Source organism: Blautia hominis, assembly GCA_002270465.1.
Taxonomy (GTDB): domain Bacteria; phylum Bacillota; class Clostridia; order Lachnospirales; family Lachnospiraceae; genus Blautia; species Blautia hominis.
The window spans coordinates 1,026,241-1,046,402 of the sequence record NQOF01000001.1; the positions used below are offsets into that span (position 1 = coordinate 1,026,241).

The window sequence follows — 20,162 nt, forward strand, 5'->3', positions numbered from 1 at the left end:
CTTAGCCCATGCGGCTAAAAGTAAATACTCTTGCTGTTTTAGGTTCTAATTTAATATGGAGACACTCCGTATCCGCTTTATATTTGTAATCGGTTTTCATATCCACGGGATACATGCATCTTACATCTTTTACCTGACAGCCATTCTTCTGAAGGGGGATGCGGAATTCTTTTTCCCCTTCACCTTTGGTCCTCCATACAGCCAGGTAGCATCTGTCCCCGCACTGCATTCCATAGCTCAGGTATTCGTCAGAAAAGGATGCAAGCCCTGTGGGCCAGAAGGGAAGGCCTTCTTTAATGTCTTCTCGTATCTCTTTATATAAGCGGATACCATCCGTCACATGGCGCATCCTGCTATCCCCGATCTGTCCCAGATACCCGCTCTGGTGGATGCGCAGAAGCATGGCATTTACCATGTTGAAGACAGCCTCCTCGTCTGTTCCCCGGATGAGAGGATAGGACCAGATTGCAGCCTGTTCCGGCGCACACGCTGTAGCACAGTTTGCTGCAATGGCTGCCATTTTTATATAATCTGTCTGGTCTGTGACAGACTGGATGCTCTGCCTGGAGAGCATGGAATACTCCATGCGCATACCGCCGCTGCTGCAGTTTTCGATGATCAGATCCGGATAGGTTTCAAACACCCGGTCAAGCCAGGCCAGATATGCACGGTTGTGCTCCAGCAGTCCCGCGCCGGCGCTGTCTGCATCCCGGTCTGTACCCACACCGCAGTCTATGTTATAGTCCATCTTAATATAGCCAACCCCGTATTCCTCCACAAGACGTCTGATCACGCCCATGGCGTACTCCTGCACCTGGGGATTTCTGAAATCCAGCTGGTATCTGCAGTGGTCAATAATGGCCTGCCCGTTTCTCTGGAAAAACCAGTCTTTTGGCACCTTATCCACCATAGGGCACTTGGTTCCCATGACCTCCAGCTCTAACCACAGGCCGGGTATCATATCGCGGCTTCTGATATATTGAATGACCTCCTCGATCCCCCCCGGAAACCTTTTTTGACTGGGCAGCCATTCTCCCACGCCGTCCCACCAGTGACCGTCAGAATACCACCCGCAGTCCACACAGAAATACTCACATCCCGCCTCTTTCGCCGCGTCGATCAGGGGCTTTAACACCTCTGTTGTGGGGTCACCCATCAGACAGTTCATATAATCATTAAAGATAACCGGAAGCGTCTCATTGTCCTTGTTCTGCCTCCTGATCCTTCTCCTGTACTGTGTCATGGCTCCTATGCTCTCCTGGAATTCCCCGCCTGTCACGGCAACCGCACAGGGAACGGAGGTAAAGCTTTCCCCCGGACGCAGGTTAATCATCCAGCCGTTTTCCTGGAACGTGGGGCCTGAGATCTGGAGATACAACTGCTCCCTGATATCGCTGATCTCCCAGTGCCAGGAGCCGCTGGTCTCTATCTCCCAGGTCATGGACGTGTCCGTCTCTGTGTTGTAATAACAGCCCATCGGCAAAAATTCGTCACACCCCCAGCTTCCTGTCTTGCTGTAGGAGATGCGTTTCATGGAAAAGGTGTTTACAACGTCATATCCCAGTTCGTTCAATGTATATTTTTTCCACTGTGCCTCCCCAAACCATGTATTATGGGGAATGTAAAGCAGCCCATTCTTGTCGCGGGGCTGTTGGCATCCACCGGAAAGGCCCGTAAAGGCAAAGGAGGACAGGTACTCCACCGCGTAGGTTCTTTTCCCCTGGTTTTTCAGCTCGTTCCAGCACCTCACAACAGGAATATCGTTGTAGAACTGCATATGTGTGATCAGTTTCAATCCTTCATAGTCCTGCTGTATCTCCAGCTTCCTGCCATATTCATTTTCATGATCCGTATGGGTCTCATATTTCATAAGCAGGGATGGGCTGCTACCTGTGTGTTTATTTCCGTGATGGTCGCACTGGTCAAATCCGCTGGCCTGCATCTCTGCCAGTGTGCAGACATGCAGGTCCTCCTGCGCAGTCTCTGTCCTCCCCGGACAGCGGGAAAAGTGGGTGAACGCTGCCGCCTTTCCTTTTTCCAGTACCAAATTCATATAAATGCCGTTTTCAGCAATCTGCATTGTTGTTTTCTCCTTTATTCTAATTAATCGTGGGGCAAAAGCCCCCAGGCGGGAAAGTGTGTGTTTTCCCACTGTGCTCATGCCGTATATCAGCCCTTGATCCCCGTCTGGGCAATTCCTTCAATAAACTGTTTCTGACACAAAATGTAGATGACAAGCATGGGCACCGTGGCAATGACACTGCCTGCCATCATGGCCCCCTTGTTGGTGTGGCACACACCCTGCAGAACACTCAGGCCTGCGGAAAGGGGCATATGATTCAGATCATTATTGGCGATCAGGGGCCACATCAGATCTTTCCAGGCAAACAGGGCCGTAAAAATAGCCAGGGATGCAATGGTGGATCTTGTGATGGGGACCATGATCTTTATGAAGGTCTGCCACGGATTGCAGCCATCCAGTATGGCAGCTTCCTCCAGTTCCTTTGGCAGAGACATGTACTGCTGCCTGAGCAGGAAGGTTCCAAAAGCACTGACCAGAGCCGGGAATACCAGGGCAAATACGGTATTCAGCATATTGATCTTGGACAGCATCATATACTGGGGAACAATGAAGATCTGTCCCGGCACCATCATCTGCAGCAGCACGATCCCAAACAGAAGGTTCTTAAAAGGGAACTGGAGTCTGGCGAACCCGTAGCCGGCCATACTTGAAAAGATCACCGCGCACAGCACTCGCCCTGCTATCATCAGCAGCGTATTTCCATACAGCCGCAGAAATGGCACTGCGTCCAAAGCCTGGCGGAAATTCTCTGTATTTTCAAAACTGGACGGAAAAATCCGCATGGGTATCATCATCTGCTCCCCCACTGTTTTAAAGGAGGACAAAACCATCCAGAAGAACGGAAAAAGCATAATGATACTGCCTGTTATCAAAATAACATGTGTTCCTACATGTATTTGTCTCTTTGTCTGCATACTTTTTTCCTCCTAATCGTAATGTACCATCTTTTTCTGGGCTGCGAACTGTACTGCCGTAAATATCATGATCACACAGAGGGTGATAATGGAGATGGCGGAGGCATAGGGTTTATCCTGTACCACAAACGCCTCCCTGTAATACTGAAACATGATGGTCCGCACAGAATCCATAGCTTTTGATGTGTTGTTTCCATAAAGCATGTAAATAAGGTCAAACTGGGTCAGAGAACCGATAAATCCCGTTATTGTCAGGAAGAATACACTGGGTGAAATAAGCGGCACGGTTATCTTAAAAAGCTTTACAAAACCATTGGCGCCGTCAATGGCTGCCGCCTCATAATAGGTTTTCGGCACGTTTGTGATCGCCACGATCAAAATGATGATCTGCTGCCCCATTCCGCCCCAGATAGCAATAATGACAATGGACAGCATGGCGTATTTGGGATCATTTAACCAGGAATGGGTCCGGAATCCCAGTCCTCCCAGAAGCTGGTTCAAAGCTCCGAACTCTGTATTATAAAGCCAGGACCAAACCATGGCCACTGCCGCGGGAGCTGCCACCATAGGCGTAAAATAGATTACCCGGTACACACCGGTACCCCTGATCTTTTTGCTCATAAGCCATGCCAGCAGCAGACTGATAAATATCCCTCCCGGCACCGACAAGGCCGAGAATACTAATGTATTTCTGAGGCCGATCCACACTTCCCTATCCTGGAATACCCGGATATAATTCTGAAGTCCGGCGAATATATACTCGTCAAATCCTGTACTCTGGGAAAAGCTTAGGATCATGGTCTTGATAATAGGATAAATATTCAGAATCAGCAGTCCGATGATGGTCGGCGCGATAAAGAAATACCCCCAGAGCCATTTCTTTACTTTTCTTTTTTTCATCTCTTCACCCTCCATTAGAACAGGGCTGCCCAGCACACCCGGCTGAAGGCAGCCCCATTATCAGAGTCTATTTTTCTTTTGCAAGTATCTCATTCATTTCTTTGGATGCATCTGTGAATCCCTCTTTCGGAGAGATCTCTCCGTTCAGGATCTTTGCCACATAGTCGTTCATCACTGCCTCCCACTGGGATTTTGATTCTGTGCCTACAAACTGCACGCCGTAATCCAGGCCGTCCAGAATAACTTTTGTATCGTACTCCGCTTCATGCGCCTTGCTCCAGTCTTCTTCCACACCGTTAAAAGCCGGGATCGCAGGGCCGTTTACGGCATCCTTCATTCCCTGTTCGCTGCTGGCATATGCCACAAATTTCTTAGCCGCGTCCATATTTTTGCAGTTCTTTGGTATGGACAAGGCGATTCCGTTACTCTGGGTGGCTTTCACACCTTCCGGTCCGGCCGGGAGCGGTGCAATGGCGAACTTATCTTTCATGATCTCATTGTCCGTATAATTGTTGAGCTGCCAGTTTCCCTGGAACTGCATGGCAACGGTTCCGGTGGCAAACATGCTGATATAATCCACTTCCGCCTGCATTTCCTGGGACGGAGAATACTGCTGCAGCTTTACGAAAAAGTCCATAGCCTCAATAGATTTGGGATTGTCCAGGCCTGATACGTTCTTTGCCTCGTCAATGATGCTTCCGCCGTTCTGATAGAGCAGATTCCCCCAGCTCTCCTGGCTGTTATTGTAGGCATTAAATCCGTAAATCCCTTTTTCTTTGTCCGTAAGTTTCTGCGCTGCTTCCTCTAAGTCAGCCCAGGTCCAGGAGTCATCCGGATATGCCACCCCGGCATTGTCAAAAATCTCTTTATTATATACCAGTATCACGCAGTCCTTATCTTTCGGAACACCGTAGTGTTTATCCTCCGTTGTGAAAAGCCTGGTGATCCCTTCCGGGTAGTTGTCATAGCTGAAGGTATCGTCTATCTCCGCCAGGTCATCAAGCTGCGCCAGCTTATCCCCATTCACATATTTTGCAATCGTATTGGTGTGCATGGTTACAATATCCGCCATGTTTCCACTGGTGGCAGCTGCCTCCAGCTTTGTCCAGTATTCACCCCAGGGCGTGATCTGGATCTCCACTTTGATGTCCGGATATACCTTATTGAAACCATCGATGGTGGCCTGGATGGAATCCTTCTGGTTTTCATTCCACGTTGCATAGGTGAGCGTCACACCGTCTTTGCTGCTCCCTGTCTTCTCCTTTTCTCCTCCCCCTGCATCGCTGCTGCCTGTGCCGCATGCACACAGAGAACCTGCCATAAGTGCTGCCAATAAGAAACTCCCATACTTTTTATTCTTCATGATTCTTCTCCTGTTCCTTTATTTTTTTCGTTTTTGCTGCTGCCCGCTGTGCACACACGGTATATGTATTTCCTGCTGCTTATGTATGGAATTATAATATTGTAGCCTCCCTTTTTGCTACCTTCAAAAATTGCATATTGCCAAATGTAACAAGCTATTATCTATGACATACTTTTGCTTTCTCAAATGATATATTTAAACACAAGGCTTTTCGTTAATTTGTATATTTTTCATATAAAAGGAGAGGATAAGGATATGAATTATGAATATGAGATTCTAGATGCGGCAAACGTTCTTTTGCCGGAAGAGATATTTTATCTCAATCTGACCCACCATGATATGGAATATCATGTACATGCCCCAGGGTCCGTGGAATTAAATTATATAGTAGATGGTGAATGTTTCTATGACATTGACAGTGAGATTTTCCCTGTCAAAAAAAGAAGCCTGATACTTGTAAACGGACATATCCCCCACAAACTCATCTGTACATCCCCCTGTATCAATATGAGTATCAACTGCTATCAGCATACACTTTCACCCAATTTTGGTACACTGTGTGACCTGATCACAGCTTATCCGGCGCTGGCTGCTGTTTTGGACAGCCTGAAAACAGGCATTATACTCCCCAATGCCAAAAATATATACCCGCTGATGCAGCTCATCTTTCATGAATTTGGTCATGGCAAAGACCCTTATTATATGAATCTGCTGCTCAACAATGTGCTTATTCTCATACAGAAGCAGATGTCCACCACGGACCCCACTCCGGCACAGATTTATGTGGAAAAGGTAAAGAATTATATCCATTACCATTATTTCAGTATAAAAGATATTGACGAGATCGCAGACTTTGCCGCACTGAACAAGGTCTATCTGCAGAAAATCTTCAAGCGTGAAACCGGCACAACGCTCTGGAATTATCTCACCCGGTTCCGGCTTGATAAAGCGGCATATCTGCTGTGTAATTCTGACATTCCTATTGGGGATATTGATGAGATGATAGGGATTAATTCAAGACAAAATTTTTATCTCCTGTTCAAAAAAATATACGGTATGTCACCTTCCGAATACAAACGGATCCACAAAAAGTCTTAAAGTGAATTGGAAGATCCCCCTCAGAAACAGTGCATCACACGCTGCTCCTCCTCCATGATCCAGACAAAAAAGCAGAGATATAATCCCCTAAAAAGATTATATCTCTGCATCGATTCAGAAACTAAATTGACCGGGGCCAAACCGCCCACAAAGTGTGACACAAAGCTTGCCGAAAGCAGTTATCAGACACACGCTAACGTATTGGCGCCTATGCCTCTTCGTAGCTGACTTCCATATGGACCTTGCCTGATTTTTTACGGAAATACGCATAGGCAAGACCAAAGATCAGTACCACTACATTGGCTACGAATTCCCACGGTTTCAGATCACTGAACAGAAGCAGTGTCTGTAAGATCAGGGAAATACCGCCCACGACTGCCCAGAACAGCAGCATGCCGTTGCTTACATGGAACCTGGATTTCTTCCACACATCTGGAATCTTCTTGATCATGTTGTAAGAAGTAAATGCCAGTATGGCGAAGAATACATTGTTCAGGATTACTGCCATGTTGCCGATTGTGGAGATCGGAACATTGAACAGGATAACGATCACACATTCCACATAGAACATGGTCAGGATAACGGTAGGAGTCTTGTATTTCTTATGGATGGTGGCAACCTTAGGCGGGAACCATCCGTCAACTGCTGCCTGCAGGATTGGCTTTGTAACCCAGCCAAGAGCAGAGTTCAGTGTTGTGGACAGGGCGAACATAGCACCGCCGACAATAAAGAACACATGCAGCGGATACGGCAGAACTTCCGCGGATACCAGAGTCAGCGGCTGATTGGCAACTTCCGCAACCGGAAGAACACCGGACGCAACCACTACCAGGCCCGCATAGAAAACAGCGATGATACAGGTAGCCACAATAATAACAAACGGGACATCCTTGGTGGGATTCTTACACTCCGCACCCAGATGGATCACAACGTTTGCACCACCCACTGCCCAGGTAAAGAGCGCGCCTGCCGACAGCATGGATTTCACACCGTGAGTCATAAATTCGGGCTGCTTAAAGTAATCCGCAGTTACATGGGGTAATCCAAATACGATAAATGCTGTAAGTGCCAGGATCATGATCAGCATCATGGCGTTCTGCAGTTTGGCTGCCCCCTCAATTCCCATCAGGTTTGTCACATAGAAGACGGTCAGCACAATAAGCGCGATAAGCTGGCGCACGAAACCATTAGCAGCCAGAGCCGGAATCAGGCCCAGCATGTAATCTGCAAAACTCAAAGCATACATTGCCAGGGCCGTCCAGGACAGGATATGGACAATAACGAAAAATCCCGCACTGACATCATTGCCGAGAAGCGCAAGCTGTGTATAAAAACCACCTCTCAGACGAACGGTACCGGCTACAAATATCAATGGAATATTGGTGAAAATTGTGAAAATGGCGGCGATCAGCATGGAAATGCTGGCTGACCTTCCCGTCATGGCTATACCGATACCAACCATAGCGAAGATACCGGAGCCGATCGTCTGTCCGATACCAATGGACAGCAGCTCTTTTCTGCCTAAAACTCTCTTTAGTTCTTTGGTTGAAGCAACTTCAGACATATATTCCCTCCTCTTTTACAAACTAATATTGCATATAGACATAACTGCGCATCGCTAAATCAAGCGGGCGCAAAACTCCTCTATGTACCACCCTGCCGGGAGAGCTTTACGCTCCCCGGGGGCAGTACATCAGAAAAGAGGGTGTAACTGTAAAGGTAATGAACAGTTACAAGGGTTATGTCTATGTCCTGCCGTTACGCGTTTTTCCCTGCAAAATATCCGCCGCTTACTGCCTGCAGGATCTTGCCCGGTTTGATACAGTCACCTACGGTAATGAATTCAGCATCGTTTGTGCGGAGTTTCTCCACCTCGTCGATCTTAGATCTCATACCCACAGACAACAATACCGTGTCTGCCGGATAGATAACTTCTTTGCCGTCTTTGTCTTTTGCATGTACTCCGTCATCCTCAATGGAGGTAACGGTAACTTCTGTATATGGATGTAAATTCTCTGTGCGTTTTTCGTATTCCATCATCATGGCTTTCAGATGCAGGATCGGTGCATCGGGCGCCAGTTTTTCCTGCATTTCCAGAACCGTAACATCTTTTCCTTCCATAGCAAGGGCCAGGCCTTCCTCACATCCCACAAGACCGCCGCCGATCACTACTACCTTTTCTCCGAATTCCAGACCCGGATCGCGGAGCTGGGTAACTTTTACCACATTTTCTCTGTCAACTCCCGGGATCCTGGGGATAATAGGTTCTGCACCCACTGCACATACCACGGTATCCGGTGCGATTTCCTGAATCAGTTTCGGCGTGGCAGTTGTATTCAATCGTACCTGGATGGCTTTTCTCTCCACCATGCGGATCAAATACTGCATATATTTTCCAAGATCCTCTTTGAAAGAAACATCATGAACAGCCACATTGAGCATACCGCCCAGACGGTCTGCTTTTTCAATCAGAATGACCTCGTGTCCCTGCTCCTCAGCCTTCAGAGCTGCCTGCATTCCGCCAGGGCCTCCGCCGATCACCAATACTTTCTTAGGCAGCGGTTTTGGCTGATACATGCCTTCCTTTAAGTCGCGTCCCACTTCCGGATTCACCACACACTGGGAAATGCCGGAACACATATCTACATAAGGAACGAAATCCAGTGACAGACAGTGATTACATCTCACACAGGGGCGTACTTCGTCGAAGCGTCCTGCTTTTGCCTTGTTTGGGAATTCCGGGTCTGCCAGTATCTGACGTCCCACGTAGATCACATCTGCCTTGCCGGATGCGATGATATCTTCCATCTCTGCCGGATCGGACAGGGATCCTACGGTTGCGATGGGGGTCTTCACATGTTTCTTGATGGCCTCCGCCAGGTATACATTGACACCATGAGGCAGGAATGCTGACGGGAACATACGGCATCCGGAGTTCACATCGCGGAAGGAAGTAGCGGATACATGGATCAAATCTACTTTTCCGTCCAGCATCTTGGCAAATTCAATAGCATCATCAAGGCCGTAACCGCCTTCCATAAATTCATCACCTGAGATACGGATCTCAATGGGGAAGTTTGGCCCTACGGCTTTTCGGATACGGTCAATGACCATAAGCGGGAATCTGGCACGGTTTTCAATGGAACCGCCGTATTTGTCTGTTCTTGTATTGTACAGCGGAGATAAGAATTCGCTGAGCAGCCATCCATGGCCGCCGTGTACCATAACCATATCAAATCCGCCGAATTTAGCTACATATGCACCATGTGCAAAGGCATCTGCGATCTCGTTCATGATGTCTTCATCCATAGGTGTTACATCCACGCCGTATACACCGGGCTGTGCACTTGGCCCATAGATGATCCCGTTGGTATACTGGGGATGGGCACGGGCACCGCTATGTAGGATCTCAATATTGGCCAGCGCATTGTGCTGATGGATCCTGTCTGTCAGCTGCAGATGTGACGGCATAAATCCCTCATTGTCCAGGTTACAGAGATTGCCGTGAGCACTTCCTGTGTGGGCATGGACCAGGGTCTCGCCTCTTGTGACAATGGCAGCACCACCTTTTGCGCGGTTCTCAAAAGCTGCCAGGTTCTGCTCGGATAAGAATCCTGATGTGTTAGGTTCTGATCCCATAGGAGCAGTTGCGATACGGTTTTTCAGGGTTACGTTTCCGATGCGTAACGGGCTGAATAAATGTGGATAGTTAGTTGACATAATAGCACCTCATTTCTCTTAATTGGTATATATTAATTGTTTTCATACCGTGTCAACCTTTCCGATTGGCTTATACTGATACTAGCACAAACCCGGTGGTTAATCAATATATTTTTATTTTTTCAGCATTAAAGTTAATTTTATATTTATATTTTTGTATAATTTTCACAATAAATCAAATTCGCATCAGCATACTAATATATTCCAATTTATTTTTTAATATATACCAAATGCACATCACGTCATTAAGCTATACCAGATTCTTTTTCCAGAAGTTATTTCGTCTTACAACATATATATTCGGCAATCCATAAAAAAGAAGACTAGCCCGGGAAAGAAAAGAAGAGCTGTGCACCAATATCAGGTGCAGCAGCTCTTAAATGGGCACAGCCCGGAGGCAGAACGCACTTAGTAACTGCCCCATCCTTTATCGTGTTATACCGTTTTTTTTCCCTCCGCCAAGGGGGATTCCCCTGTTCCTTTCTCCAGCCACCTTTTAAAGGCCTGCCCCCGCAGATGGAACAATGACCCCTGGTCCGCATATTGGTGAAACGGAAAACTGCAGATTTCCTTCTTCTGGCACAGAAGCTGTATCTCTTCGATCAGTCCGTCCTTGTAGGAAGGATTCTGGGGCAGAATGACAGCCTGGTACCTGTTGGAATTGCGTTCCAGCTCGTATATACAGCTTTTAACGGGAATATATGCGTAAGGGCTGACCACTCCGAACTCCTTCAAAAAACATTCCACACTGAAGCGGTACCATTCGCTGCCATAAATCACTGCAATCGGTTTTTCCCCCTGCAGTTTGGCAATGTTGCTGATCGTCTCATTGGATACGGAGAGGACCACCTTCTCCACAGGTATTTCATCCCCGCCTTCCACCACATGCTTCACGGTTGCCCAGACCTCATCATGATGATTGATGGTGGTTGCGAACAGATCATATCTTTCCCTGTTTAATATCCCGGGATTTTCCCTGATCTCATCTATGAGATACGCGTCTGCACGTACATTGCAGAATCTTGCGATCTCCTCCGCCGTATCCTGCAAAAACTCCTCACTGCAGTCTATCCACGCAAGTTTCAGACGTTCCCTGTCAGGGATGTGCTGCCAGGCGCTCTCCACGAACATCCGCTCGATCTCTCTTCTTCCTTTGCCCATGGAGGCCAGTTTATCTATAACCTCCTCCATGATCCCGCATACTTTATCGTCCAGTTCTGCCCGGCGGCTGGTGTCTACATAGGTTCCGCTCCCCTTTTTCGTAGCAGCATAGCCTTCCCTGCACAATTCTTCATAGGCCTGTTTCACTGTGTTGCGGGCCACATGCAGAGTCTCACTGAGCTTCCGTTCAGGCATAAGCCGCTCCCCTTCTTTCAGGGTGCCGTCTTCAATCTCTGCCATTAGTTTTTGTGCGATCTGCAGATACACGGGCACTTTTCCGTTTTCTTCCGGTATCCAGTTCATATTTCCTCATTCCCCTTCTGTCTGTCCATCTTCTCTGCCACTTCCACCATGTGCATCCAGGACCCCTGGTCAATCTCATATTCCATGGGAATGATCCTGCACTTACTCTTTCTGGCCCTTGATACCACCTGCAGTGTCCACGCGCTTGCGTATTCTATGTAGTCGGGCGGAATGATCAGGGGCATACCCTGAAGGCAGTATTTATCAATGTCCTCTTTCATTTCTTCCTCGCTGGAACAAATCTGCCGGTTCGTTTTCCCCAGAAAATGCAGGGTCCTCTGAACGTTTTTTAAAAATGTGGCACTTCTGTATAAGATACATATGGGCTGCCCCTCCGGTATGGTAGCCAGACGGGCTATTGTTTCCCTGCTCTCCACCAATGCAAAGGTCTCCGTGGGGATCCTGATGGCATCCGCATACCTTATAAATTCCTGGTAATGGCTCTGGGAGATAAACGCCAGGTTACATCTGGAGCTGATCACCCTGTTCCCGGAAAGCAGATCCTCCAGTACATACGTCTCCACCATCAGATTCGGGATAGACTCCACCACCGGAGCGATGGAGTGCAGGGTTTCGATATTACATTCCACCAGTGCCGCGCAGGTTTTTTGTTTTTCCTGAAAACGGCTGACCAGCTTTTGCTGTGCCAGAAGAAACAGCTTATTCATGGGCATACCGCTTTCCGCCACTTTTGAGAACATTTCCTCCACAATAGCGGCGGGATCTTTTTCCAGTGTCACGCCTTTTTGCGGCCTTTCCTGCACATAGGCACCTCCGCCCCGGACCTTCTGCACAACACCCCTGTCCTGCAGCCAAGTATACGCCTTTTTCACCGTGCCCACCGATAATCCGGCTGCCTCTGCCATTCTGACTTCCGAGAGAAGACGTTCACCCGGAACCAGAATGCCCTCCGCTGCCTGCTGTTCTATCTGCCCGGCAAGCTGAAGATACAGCGGTACGGCACTGCTTTTATCCAGTTCTATTTTTTCCATTTCAACAACCTTAAACTTTCTTTTATCTGTAATAAATTGTAACTATTCAGTAGGTCTGCGCATCCACTGCGCTGACCGTAAGAAAGTGTACCACGGCCAAGCAAAAATCCCATCGCCAAAGGCGATTCTGCATGGATTTTTGCCTGTAACTGTGAGGGTACAGAACCGTTACAATAAGTTTATTGTATCATATCCCCCCAAGTAAAAAAAGAGTTCTTGACATTATCATAGTACGGAGCATACAATTGTTGTATATACAATAATTGGAGGTGCAATAAATAATGCTGATGCGCTTGTTTTCTTATATGCATCAATACAAGAAGTTCGCGGTCCTTGCCATTTTCTGCGTTGCCGCGGAATCTGTCTTTGAATTGATCGTTCCCCTTATTATGGCAGATTTAGTGGACGTGGGAGTGGCGGCAGGTGACAAGAATTACATCTATATGAAAGGGATCCAGATGGTGATCTGCGCTGCCATAGCCCTGGTTCTAGGAATCGGAAGTGCAAGGTTTTCCGCGCTTGCAGGACAGGGACTGGGGGCGGAACTTCGGAAGGCGGAATATGAAAAACTGCAGGGATACTCCTTTGCCAACATTGACCATTTCCGGGTATCCTCACTGGTCACCCGCCTGACCAGTGATGTGACAAATATCCAGAATTCCGTCTCCACAGGCCTGCGTCCCTTCTGCAGGGGACCCGTAATGCTTGTGGCAGCCACCGGAGTCGCGTTTTCTATCAACAAAAGGCTTGCCCTGGTCTTCCTGGTGGCTCTGCCAATATTGGGAATCCTGCTGTTCCTGATCATTTCCCATGTAAGACCCTTATACACCAAAATGCAGGGGGCGGTGGACACGGTGAACCGGATCATCCAGGAAAATCTGACGGCTATCCGGGTGGTAAAAGCATGTGTGAGAGAGGACTATGAGATCTCAAAGTTTGAAAAGGGGAATGAAAACCTGAAAGCCCAGTCTGAACACGCCTTCCGGTTAGCCGCACTGAATATGCCAGCAATGCAGTTTGTCATGTACGGGACCATTTTAAGTATCCTCTGGTTCGGAGGAGACTTGATCAAAGGCGGTGAGATGCAGGTTGGGGAACTGACCGGTTTTCTGAGCTATGTGCTGCAGATCCTTAACTCTCTGATGATGATCTCCAATGTCTTCTTAATGCTCACGCGCTCCGTGGCGTCCGGGACACGTATTTTGGAGGTCATTGACGAAAAAATTGATATTACGGATGAAAACGCCCGGGATATCCAGGTCAAAAAAGGAGAAATTGAATTCCGGCACGTATGGTTTAAATACAAGAAAGAGGCAAAGGAATACGTGCTCACGGATATCTCTTTCCATATCCAACCGGGGCAGACGGTTGGGATCATAGGTCAGACCGGTGCTGCCAAAACAACGCTCATCCAGCTTATTCCCAGGCTCTATGATGTGGAAAAGGGGGCTGTTATGATAGACGGCATCCCGGTCCGGGAATACTCCCTCAAACACCTGCGTGATGCCGTGGCTGTGGTCTTACAGAAAAACACCCTGTTCTCCGGCACGCTTCTCTCCAACTTAAAATGGGGAAAAGAAGACGCCTCCATGGAGGATGTAAAAGAGGTCTGCCGGATTGCCTGCGTGGACGAATTTGTGGAGCGCCTTTCGGATGGGTATGAAACAGAGATGGGGCAGGGAGGTGTGAATGTCTCCGGAGGGCAGAAACAGCGGATCTGCATAGCCCGGGCATTGTTGAAAAAGCCCAGGGTACTGATCCTGGATGATTCAACCAGCGCGGTGGACACTGCCACGGAAGGGCTCATACGGCAGCGGATGCAGGAATTCCTTCCTGATATGACCAGGATCATCATTGCCCAGAGGATATCTTCCGTAAAACATGCTGACCAGATCATCATTCTGGATGACGGCCGTATCAGCGATATCGGAACGCACCGTGACCTTCTGCAGCGCAGTGAGATCTACAGACAGATATATGAATCCCAAAAGGAAGGAGCGGATCTGTAATGGCAAAATTTGTAGGATATAAAAGACCCAAAAACACCAAAAAGACACTGCTGAACCTCTTTCATTATCTGGGGATGCATAAATGGCTGTTTGTCCTGGTGGCCCTCCTGGTACTGATAAGCACCGGTGCAAATATAATGGGAACTTATCTGCTGAAGCCCGTCATCAATCAGTTCATCCTGCCCGGCAACACCCCGGGACTTCTAAAAGCAGTGGCAGCCATGGGCGCTATGTACGGATGCGGGGCACTGGCTACCCTGGGATATAACCAATTAATGATAAAATCATCCCAAAAGGTGATCAAGGAAATCCGGGCAGATCTGTTTGCCCATGTCCAGAAACTGCCGCTGCGGTATTATGATGCCCATACCCACGGTGAACTGATGAGCCGCTTTACTAACGATGTGGATACCGTCCAGGAAGCAATGAATAACAGTTTTGCCATGATAATACAAAGCTTTATGATGCTTACCGGTACGGTTGTCATGATGATGGTCTTAAGCGTGAAGCTTTCCTTGATCGTAGTATTTTTCCTTCTTCTTATGTTTGTGTTCATCAAATTTAACGGAAGCAAAAGTAAAAAATATTTCCAGAGGCAGCAGGCCGAGATTGGCAGGATCAATGGATTTGTGGAAGAGATGATGGCCGGACAGAAAGTGGAAAAAGTGTTTAACCATGAGGAAAAGGATTTTCAAACTTTCTGTGAGATGAATGAGTCCCTGAGAAAGGAGTCCTCAAACGCCCTGACCTTCGCAGGCCTGATGGTGCCTACCATCGTAAGCCTGTCCTATGTAAACTATGCGGTCTCCGCCTGTGTGGGCGGTCTGTTCACCGTATTCGGTATGTTGGATATCGGAAGCCTCGCCTCTTATCTGGTCTATGTAAGGCAGAGCGCCATGCCCTTAAACCAGTTCACACAGCAGGTGAATTTCTTGTTGTCAGCCCTATCCGGTGCAGAACGGATCTTTGATATGATGGAGGAAGCCCCTGAAATCGACCAGGGGGATATCACCCTTTGTAATGTGGAAACAGAACAAGGCATACTGAAAGAATGCAGCAGGCATACTGGACAATTTGCCTGGAAAGTCCCCGGAAAGGAAGGGGCAAATCTGGTTTTGCTGAAAGGCGATGTGAAGTTTAAGAATGTTGTATTCGGATATGGCCAGGAAAAAATAATTTTAAACAACATCTCCCTGTACGCAAAACCGGGACAGAAAATTGCCTTTGTAGGTTCCACTGGTGCAGGTAAAACAACGATCATTAACCTTATTAACCGTTTCTATGAAATCCAGTCAGGCGTGATCACCTACGATGGTATTGATATTAAGAGGATCCGGAAGGATGATCTAAGGCGTTCCCTGGCAATGGTCATCCAGGATACGCATTTATTCACAGGAACCATTGCAGAGAACATCCGATACGGAAAACTGGATGCAGACAACAGGGAAGTCCATGAAGCGGCTGTGATCGCCAACGCAGATTCTTTCATCAGGAGGCTTCCTGAAGGGTATGACACCATGCTGTACGGTGATGGGAGCAACTTATCCCAGGGACAGCGGCAGCTTCTGGCTATTGCCAGGGCTGCCATCGCCAAACCACCTGTATTGATCCTGGATGAAGCCACCAGTTCCATTGATACCAGGACAGAACGGCTGATCGAAAAGGGAATGGATGCGATTATGGAAGGCAGAACCGTATTTGTCATCGCGCACAGGCTGTCCACCGTGCGCAATGCCAAAGCCATTCTGGTATTGGAAAAAGGGCAGATCATTGAACGGGGCAGCCACGATGAACTGCTGGAACAAAAAGGACGCTATTATCAACTGTATACAGGACAATTTGAATTGGAGTGATGGAAATGGAAAAGAGTAAGATCAGAAAAATACTGCACAGTATGGACATGGAACGCAGAAAAACAGTAAGGCCAAAATTCCAGGAGCTGGGCCTCACTGTGGGCGAAGGGCAGGCGAAGATCCTGAAATGCCTCCTGGAGCAGGGAAGCATGACACAGCGCCAGCTCGCAGACAAGTGTATGCTGGATGTGACGACCATGTCCAGAACCCTGGACAAATTACAGGGGGCCGGATATCTGTTAAGAACAGTCAACCCCTCCTGCAGAAGATCCTTCCTGATCTGTATCACGGAAAAAGGAAAAGAAAAGGCTGCCAGTGTGCAAAAAATATTTTCCGATCTGGATGAACAGATATGGCAGGGAATATCAGAAGACGAAATGGAAGTGCTGTATCATACACTCCAGAAAATCATGAAAAATTTTAAGGATGACTAAAGTGTTCAAAAGTCATAGGCATTTTTACCACAAAAACAAGGCACTGTGGAATGTTCTCCACAGCGCCTTGTTTTTATGAGTCTTCAAAAGTCTCTTTCAGTTTGTCCATAAATCCTTTTTTCTTTTTCTCTGTGCTGCCGGACGGACGGTTGCCGCATGCCTCATCAAATTTTCTGAGCGCTTCCTTGGCATCCTCATTCAGCTTGGTCGGCACCTGAACCACCAGTGTTACATAGTGGTCGCCGCGCACGCTCTTATTCCTCAGAGAAGGCACACCTTTGCCTTTCAGACGCACCTTGGTGTCTGTCTGGGTCCCGGGCTTCACGTCATACATCACGTCCCCGTCCACTGTGCTGATGCGCACTTCGCCGCCCAGAGCAGCCTGGGCAAATGTAATGGGAGCGGTAGAGAATATGTTCATATCCTGTCTCTGGAAGATCGGATGGCGGGACACCACAACTTCCACCAACAGATCTCCTCTTGGTCCGCCATTGGTTCCCGGTTCGCCTTTATCCCTGATACGGATACTCTGTCCGTTATCTATACCTGCCGGTACGGATACCTGGATTTTCTTTCTCTGGTTCACATATCCGGTTCCGCGGCAGTCCGGGCATTTATCCTTGATCACCTTACCGGTTCCGTGACACTCTGGACAGGTCTGTACATTTCTCACCATACCAAACATGGACTGCTGGGTGTATACCACCTGGCCTTCCCCGTGGCATTTCGGACAGGTTTCCGGGGAAGTTCCCGGCTTTGCGCCTGTTCCGTGACATGTATTACAGTTTTCCTTCAGATTCAGATCCAGCTCTTTTTCACAGCCGAACACTGCTTCCTCAAAAGTAATGCGCACAGATGCCCTCACATTGGCACCTTTCATAGGACCGTTGTTGGCCCTTCTTCCGCCGCCGCCGAATAAATCACCGAAAATATCGCCGAAAATATCACCCATATCGGCACCGTCAAATCCGCCGAAGCCTCCAAAGCCTCCTGCTCCGCCGGCACCGCCGTTTTCAAAGGCCGCATGGCCGAACTGGTCATACTGTCTTCTCTTATCCGGGTCACTCAAAACGCCGTAGGCTTCTGTAGCCTCCTTGAATTTTTTCTCCGCTTCTTTGTCTCCGGGGTTTACATCAGGATGGTACTTCTTTGCCAGCTTACGGTATGCGCTTTTGATCGTGGCGTCGTCAGCGCCTTTGTCCACGCCTAAGACTTCATAGTAATCTCTTTTATCTGCCATTGGTCTTATCCCTTTCTAAACATACAGTCAGGCATGGAGTGCTGTAAACACCCCATGCCATCCAAGTCATTTACTGACAAAGCTATTTTATACTTCTCTGTAGTCTCCGTCAACCACATCATCACCGTATGCTTCATTTCCTCCCTGAGTACCGGCGCCTGCGTCCGGACCCGGACCTGCCTGTGCTCCCTGGGAAGCCTGTGCCTGCTCATACATCTTAGCGAAGAGTTTCTGTGCGCTCTCCATCAGTTTGTCTTTGCCGGCTTTGATGTCAGCAACCTGAGCATCTGTGATCTCGTCTGTGTTTGCACAGCTGTTTAACAGTTCTTTTAATGCATTCAGATCTGCTTCCACTGCAGTCTTGTCATTGGCATCCAGCTTGTCGCCTGCTTCTTCCAGCGCTTTTTCTGTCTGGAATACCATAGCGTCAGCGTCGTTCTTGGTGTCTACAGCCTCTTTTCTCTTCTTATCCTGAGCTTCATACTCAGAAGCTTCTCTTACTGCTTTATCAATATCATCATCGGACATATTGGAACCTGCAGTGATGGTAATGTGCTGTTCTTTTCCTGTTCCCAGGTCTTTTGCAGATACGTTTACAATACCATTGGCATCAATATCAAAGGTAACCTCGATCTGCGGAACACCTCTTCTTGCAGGCGGGATTCCATCCAGACGGAACTGTCCGAGGGATTTGTTGTCTCTTGCAAACTGTCTCTCACCCTGTACCACGTTGATATCCACTGCGGTCTGGTTATCAGCTGCTGTGGAGAAGATCTGGCTCTTCTTGGTAGGGATCGTAGTATTTCTTTCGATCAGTCTTGTAGCGATACCGCCCATGGTCTCAATGGACAGGGACAGCGGAGTAACATCCAGAAGAAGGATATCGCCTGCACCTGCATCGCCTGCCAGCTTACCACCCTGTACGGAAGCACCCAGAGCTACACACTCATCCGGATTCAGGGTCTTGCTCGGCTCTTTGCCTGTGAGCTGTTTTACTTTATCCTGTACAGCCGGGATACGTGTGGAACCGCCTACTAACAGTACCTGGCCCAGTTCGGAAGAATTCAGGCCTGCATCAGACAGCGCACGGCGGACCGGCTCTGCTGTTCTCTCTACCAGATCATGTGTCAGCTCATCGAATTTTGCTCTTGTCAGGTTCATATCAAAGTGCAGAGGTCCGTTGCTGTTCATGCTGATGAACGGCAGGTTGATGTTGGTCGTGGTTGCGGAGGAAAGTTCTTTTTTCGCTTTCTCTGCAGCCTCTTTGATTCTCTGCATTGCCATTTTATCTGCGGAAAGGTCTACACCTTCGGATTTCTTAAACTCAGCGATCATGTAATCTGCAACTTTCTGGTCAAAGTCATCACCGCCCAGACGGTTGTCGCCTGCTGTGGATAATACTTCGATAACGCCGTCGCCAATCTCAATGATGGAAACATCGAAAGTACCGCCGCCCAGGTCGTATACCATGATCTTCTGCTCTTTCTCATTGTCCAGGCCGTAAGCAAGTGCTGCTGCCGTAGGCTCGTTGATGATACGTTTTACTTCCAGACCTGCGATCTTACCGGCATCTTTGGTTGCCTGACGCTGAGCGTCGTTGAAGTAAGCCGGAACTGTGATAACTGCCTCTGTCACTTTCTCACCCAGGTAGTTTTCTGCATCGCTTTTCAGCTTCTGAAGGATCATTGCGGAAATTTCCTGCGGAGAATATTTTTTATCGTCAATGGTCACTCTGTAATCTGTTCCCATATGTCTCTTGATGGAAGAGATGGTTTTATCTGCATTGGTAACAGCCTGACGTTTTGCCGGCTCACCTACCAGTCTTTCTCCTGATTTTGTAAAAGCCACAACAGACGGTGTGGTTCTTGCGCCTTCTGCATTGGCGATCACTACCGGCTGTCCGCCTTCCATAACACCTACACAGCTGTTTGTTGTACCTAAATCAATACCTATAATCTTACCCATGATAAATTCCTCCTGAATTTAAAATCAATTACTTTTTCTGTTTACAGCGGTTTTTCGCTCCGCCAAAGCGTCTCATCTATAAGATAAAATCCAACGGGCTGTTCCGCCGGAGAATTTGAGTTGCGCC

Annotated in this window: 14 protein-coding genes; 4 read left to right on the forward strand and 10 right to left on the reverse strand. The window is 48.1% G+C overall.

Features of this window, described 5'->3' with window-relative positions; translation table 11 throughout:
* Position 1: 1 nt before the first annotated feature.
* From CI595_RS04685 to CI595_RS04700, 4 genes are all read right to left on the reverse strand, one after another.
* Entirely contained in the window at positions 2-2,080 is a 2,079-nt protein-coding gene (locus tag CI595_RS04685) for a glycoside hydrolase family 36 protein (RefSeq protein WP_095172119.1), read from the reverse strand.
* A gap of 89 nt (positions 2,081-2,169) precedes the next feature.
* Positions 2,170-2,997, reverse strand: a complete 828-nt coding sequence (locus tag CI595_RS04690) for a carbohydrate ABC transporter permease (protein WP_095172120.1) — start codon at positions 2,995-2,997, stop codon at positions 2,170-2,172.
* 12 nt (positions 2,998-3,009) lie between these two features.
* A complete protein-coding gene (locus CI595_RS04695) occupies positions 3,010-3,897 on the reverse strand; it encodes a carbohydrate ABC transporter permease (RefSeq protein WP_095172121.1) in 888 nt (295 codons plus the stop codon).
* A gap of 67 nt (positions 3,898-3,964) precedes the next feature.
* Entirely contained in the window at positions 3,965-5,260 is a 1,296-nt protein-coding gene (locus tag CI595_RS04700; RefSeq protein WP_095172122.1) for an ABC transporter substrate-binding protein, read from the reverse strand.
* A 255-nt stretch (positions 5,261-5,515) separates the two neighbouring features.
* On the opposite strand from CI595_RS04700, the gene CI595_RS04705 reads away from it, so the two are divergent.
* A complete protein-coding gene (locus CI595_RS04705) occupies positions 5,516-6,358 on the forward strand; it encodes an AraC family transcriptional regulator (protein WP_095172123.1) in 843 nt (280 codons plus the stop codon).
* Between the two features lie 208 nt (positions 6,359-6,566).
* On the opposite strand, the gene CI595_RS04710 is transcribed toward CI595_RS04705, so the two are convergent.
* From CI595_RS04710 to CI595_RS04725, 4 genes are all read right to left on the reverse strand, one after another.
* The gene (locus CI595_RS04710; RefSeq protein ID WP_095172124.1) at positions 6,567-7,922 is read right to left on the reverse strand and encodes an APC family permease; all 1,356 of its coding nucleotides are present in this window, start codon (positions 7,920-7,922) and stop codon (positions 6,567-6,569) included.
* A gap of 194 nt (positions 7,923-8,116) precedes the next feature.
* Positions 8,117-10,078 carry an oxidoreductase gene (locus CI595_RS04715; RefSeq protein WP_095172125.1) on the reverse strand — a complete coding sequence of 654 codons (1,962 nt, stop codon included), beginning with the start codon at positions 10,076-10,078 and terminating at the stop codon, positions 8,117-8,119.
* A 435-nt stretch (positions 10,079-10,513) separates the two neighbouring features.
* A complete protein-coding gene (locus CI595_RS04720; protein WP_095172126.1) occupies positions 10,514-11,542 on the reverse strand; it encodes a FadR/GntR family transcriptional regulator in 1,029 nt (342 codons plus the stop codon).
* The gene (locus CI595_RS04725; RefSeq protein WP_095172127.1) at positions 11,539-12,534 is read right to left on the reverse strand and encodes a GntR family transcriptional regulator; all 996 of its coding nucleotides are present in this window, start codon (positions 12,532-12,534) and stop codon (positions 11,539-11,541) included. The genes CI595_RS04720 and CI595_RS04725 overlap by 4 nt, the downstream gene beginning before the upstream one ends.
* Before the next feature lie 281 nt (positions 12,535-12,815).
* Here CI595_RS04725 and CI595_RS04730 point away from each other — a divergent pair, with 281 nt between their 5' ends.
* Genes CI595_RS04730 through CI595_RS04740 form a run of 3 tightly spaced genes read left to right on the forward strand, consistent with a single transcriptional unit; the run spans position 12,816 to position 16,830 of the window.
* On the forward strand, positions 12,816-14,543 hold the full coding sequence (locus CI595_RS04730) for an ABC transporter ATP-binding protein (RefSeq protein ID WP_095172128.1): 1,728 nt from the start codon (positions 12,816-12,818) through the stop codon (positions 14,541-14,543).
* Positions 14,543-16,396 (forward strand): ABC transporter ATP-binding protein, encoded by a 1,854-nt coding sequence (locus CI595_RS04735; protein ID WP_095172129.1) that lies wholly within the window; start codon positions 14,543-14,545, stop codon positions 16,394-16,396. The genes CI595_RS04730 and CI595_RS04735 overlap by 1 nt, the downstream gene beginning before the upstream one ends.
* A gap of 5 nt (positions 16,397-16,401) precedes the next feature.
* Entirely contained in the window at positions 16,402-16,830 is a 429-nt protein-coding gene (locus CI595_RS04740; RefSeq protein WP_162291807.1) for a MarR family winged helix-turn-helix transcriptional regulator, read from the forward strand.
* A gap of 73 nt (positions 16,831-16,903) precedes the next feature.
* Here CI595_RS04740 and dnaJ read toward each other — a convergent pair whose 3' ends face one another.
* On the reverse strand, positions 16,904-18,070 hold the full coding sequence (gene dnaJ, locus CI595_RS04745; protein WP_095172131.1) for a molecular chaperone DnaJ: 1,167 nt from the start codon (positions 18,068-18,070) through the stop codon (positions 16,904-16,906).
* Positions 18,071-18,157: 87 nt separating this feature from the next.
* The gene (gene dnaK, locus CI595_RS04750) at positions 18,158-20,035 is read right to left on the reverse strand and encodes a molecular chaperone DnaK (protein ID WP_095172132.1); all 1,878 of its coding nucleotides are present in this window, start codon (positions 20,033-20,035) and stop codon (positions 18,158-18,160) included.
* Positions 20,036-20,162: the final 127 nt, after the last annotated feature.

What these genes read in the sequence shown, in the direction of transcription:
- CI595_RS04695 (WP_095172121.1), bottom strand. Translation starts at nt 3,897, where the DNA reads ATGAAAAAAAGAAAAGTAAAGAAATGGCTCTGGGGGTATTTCTTTATC.
- CI595_RS04685 (WP_095172119.1), bottom strand. Translation starts at nt 2,080, where the DNA reads ATGCAGATTGCTGAAAACGGCATTTATATGAATTTGGTACTGGAAAAA.
- CI595_RS04700 (WP_095172122.1), bottom strand. Translation starts at nt 5,260, where the DNA reads ATGAAGAATAAAAAGTATGGGAGTTTCTTATTGGCAGCACTTATGGCA.
- CI595_RS04710 (WP_095172124.1), bottom strand. Translation starts at nt 7,922, where the DNA reads ATGTCTGAAGTTGCTTCAACCAAAGAACTAAAGAGAGTTTTAGGCAGA.
- CI595_RS04690 (WP_095172120.1), bottom strand. Translation starts at nt 2,997, where the DNA reads ATGCAGACAAAGAGACAAATACATGTAGGAACACATGTTATTTTGATA.
- CI595_RS04725 (WP_095172127.1), bottom strand. Translation starts at nt 12,534, where the DNA reads ATGGAAAAAATAGAACTGGATAAAAGCAGTGCCGTACCGCTGTATCTT.
- CI595_RS04715 (WP_095172125.1), bottom strand. Translation starts at nt 10,078, where the DNA reads ATGTCAACTAACTATCCACATTTATTCAGCCCGTTACGCATCGGAAAC.
- CI595_RS04735 (WP_095172129.1), top strand. Translation starts at nt 14,543, where the DNA reads ATGGCAAAATTTGTAGGATATAAAAGACCCAAAAACACCAAAAAGACA.
- CI595_RS04730 (WP_095172128.1), top strand. Translation starts at nt 12,816, where the DNA reads ATGCTGATGCGCTTGTTTTCTTATATGCATCAATACAAGAAGTTCGCG.
- dnaJ (WP_095172131.1), bottom strand. Translation starts at nt 18,070, where the DNA reads ATGGCAGATAAAAGAGATTACTATGAAGTCTTAGGCGTGGACAAAGGC.
- CI595_RS04705 (WP_095172123.1), top strand. Translation starts at nt 5,516, where the DNA reads ATGAATTATGAATATGAGATTCTAGATGCGGCAAACGTTCTTTTGCCG.
- dnaK (WP_095172132.1), bottom strand. Translation starts at nt 20,035, where the DNA reads ATGGGTAAGATTATAGGTATTGATTTAGGTACAACAAACAGCTGTGTA.
- CI595_RS04740 (WP_162291807.1), top strand. Translation starts at nt 16,402, where the DNA reads ATGGAAAAGAGTAAGATCAGAAAAATACTGCACAGTATGGACATGGAA.
- CI595_RS04720 (WP_095172126.1), bottom strand. Translation starts at nt 11,542, where the DNA reads ATGAACTGGATACCGGAAGAAAACGGAAAAGTGCCCGTGTATCTGCAG.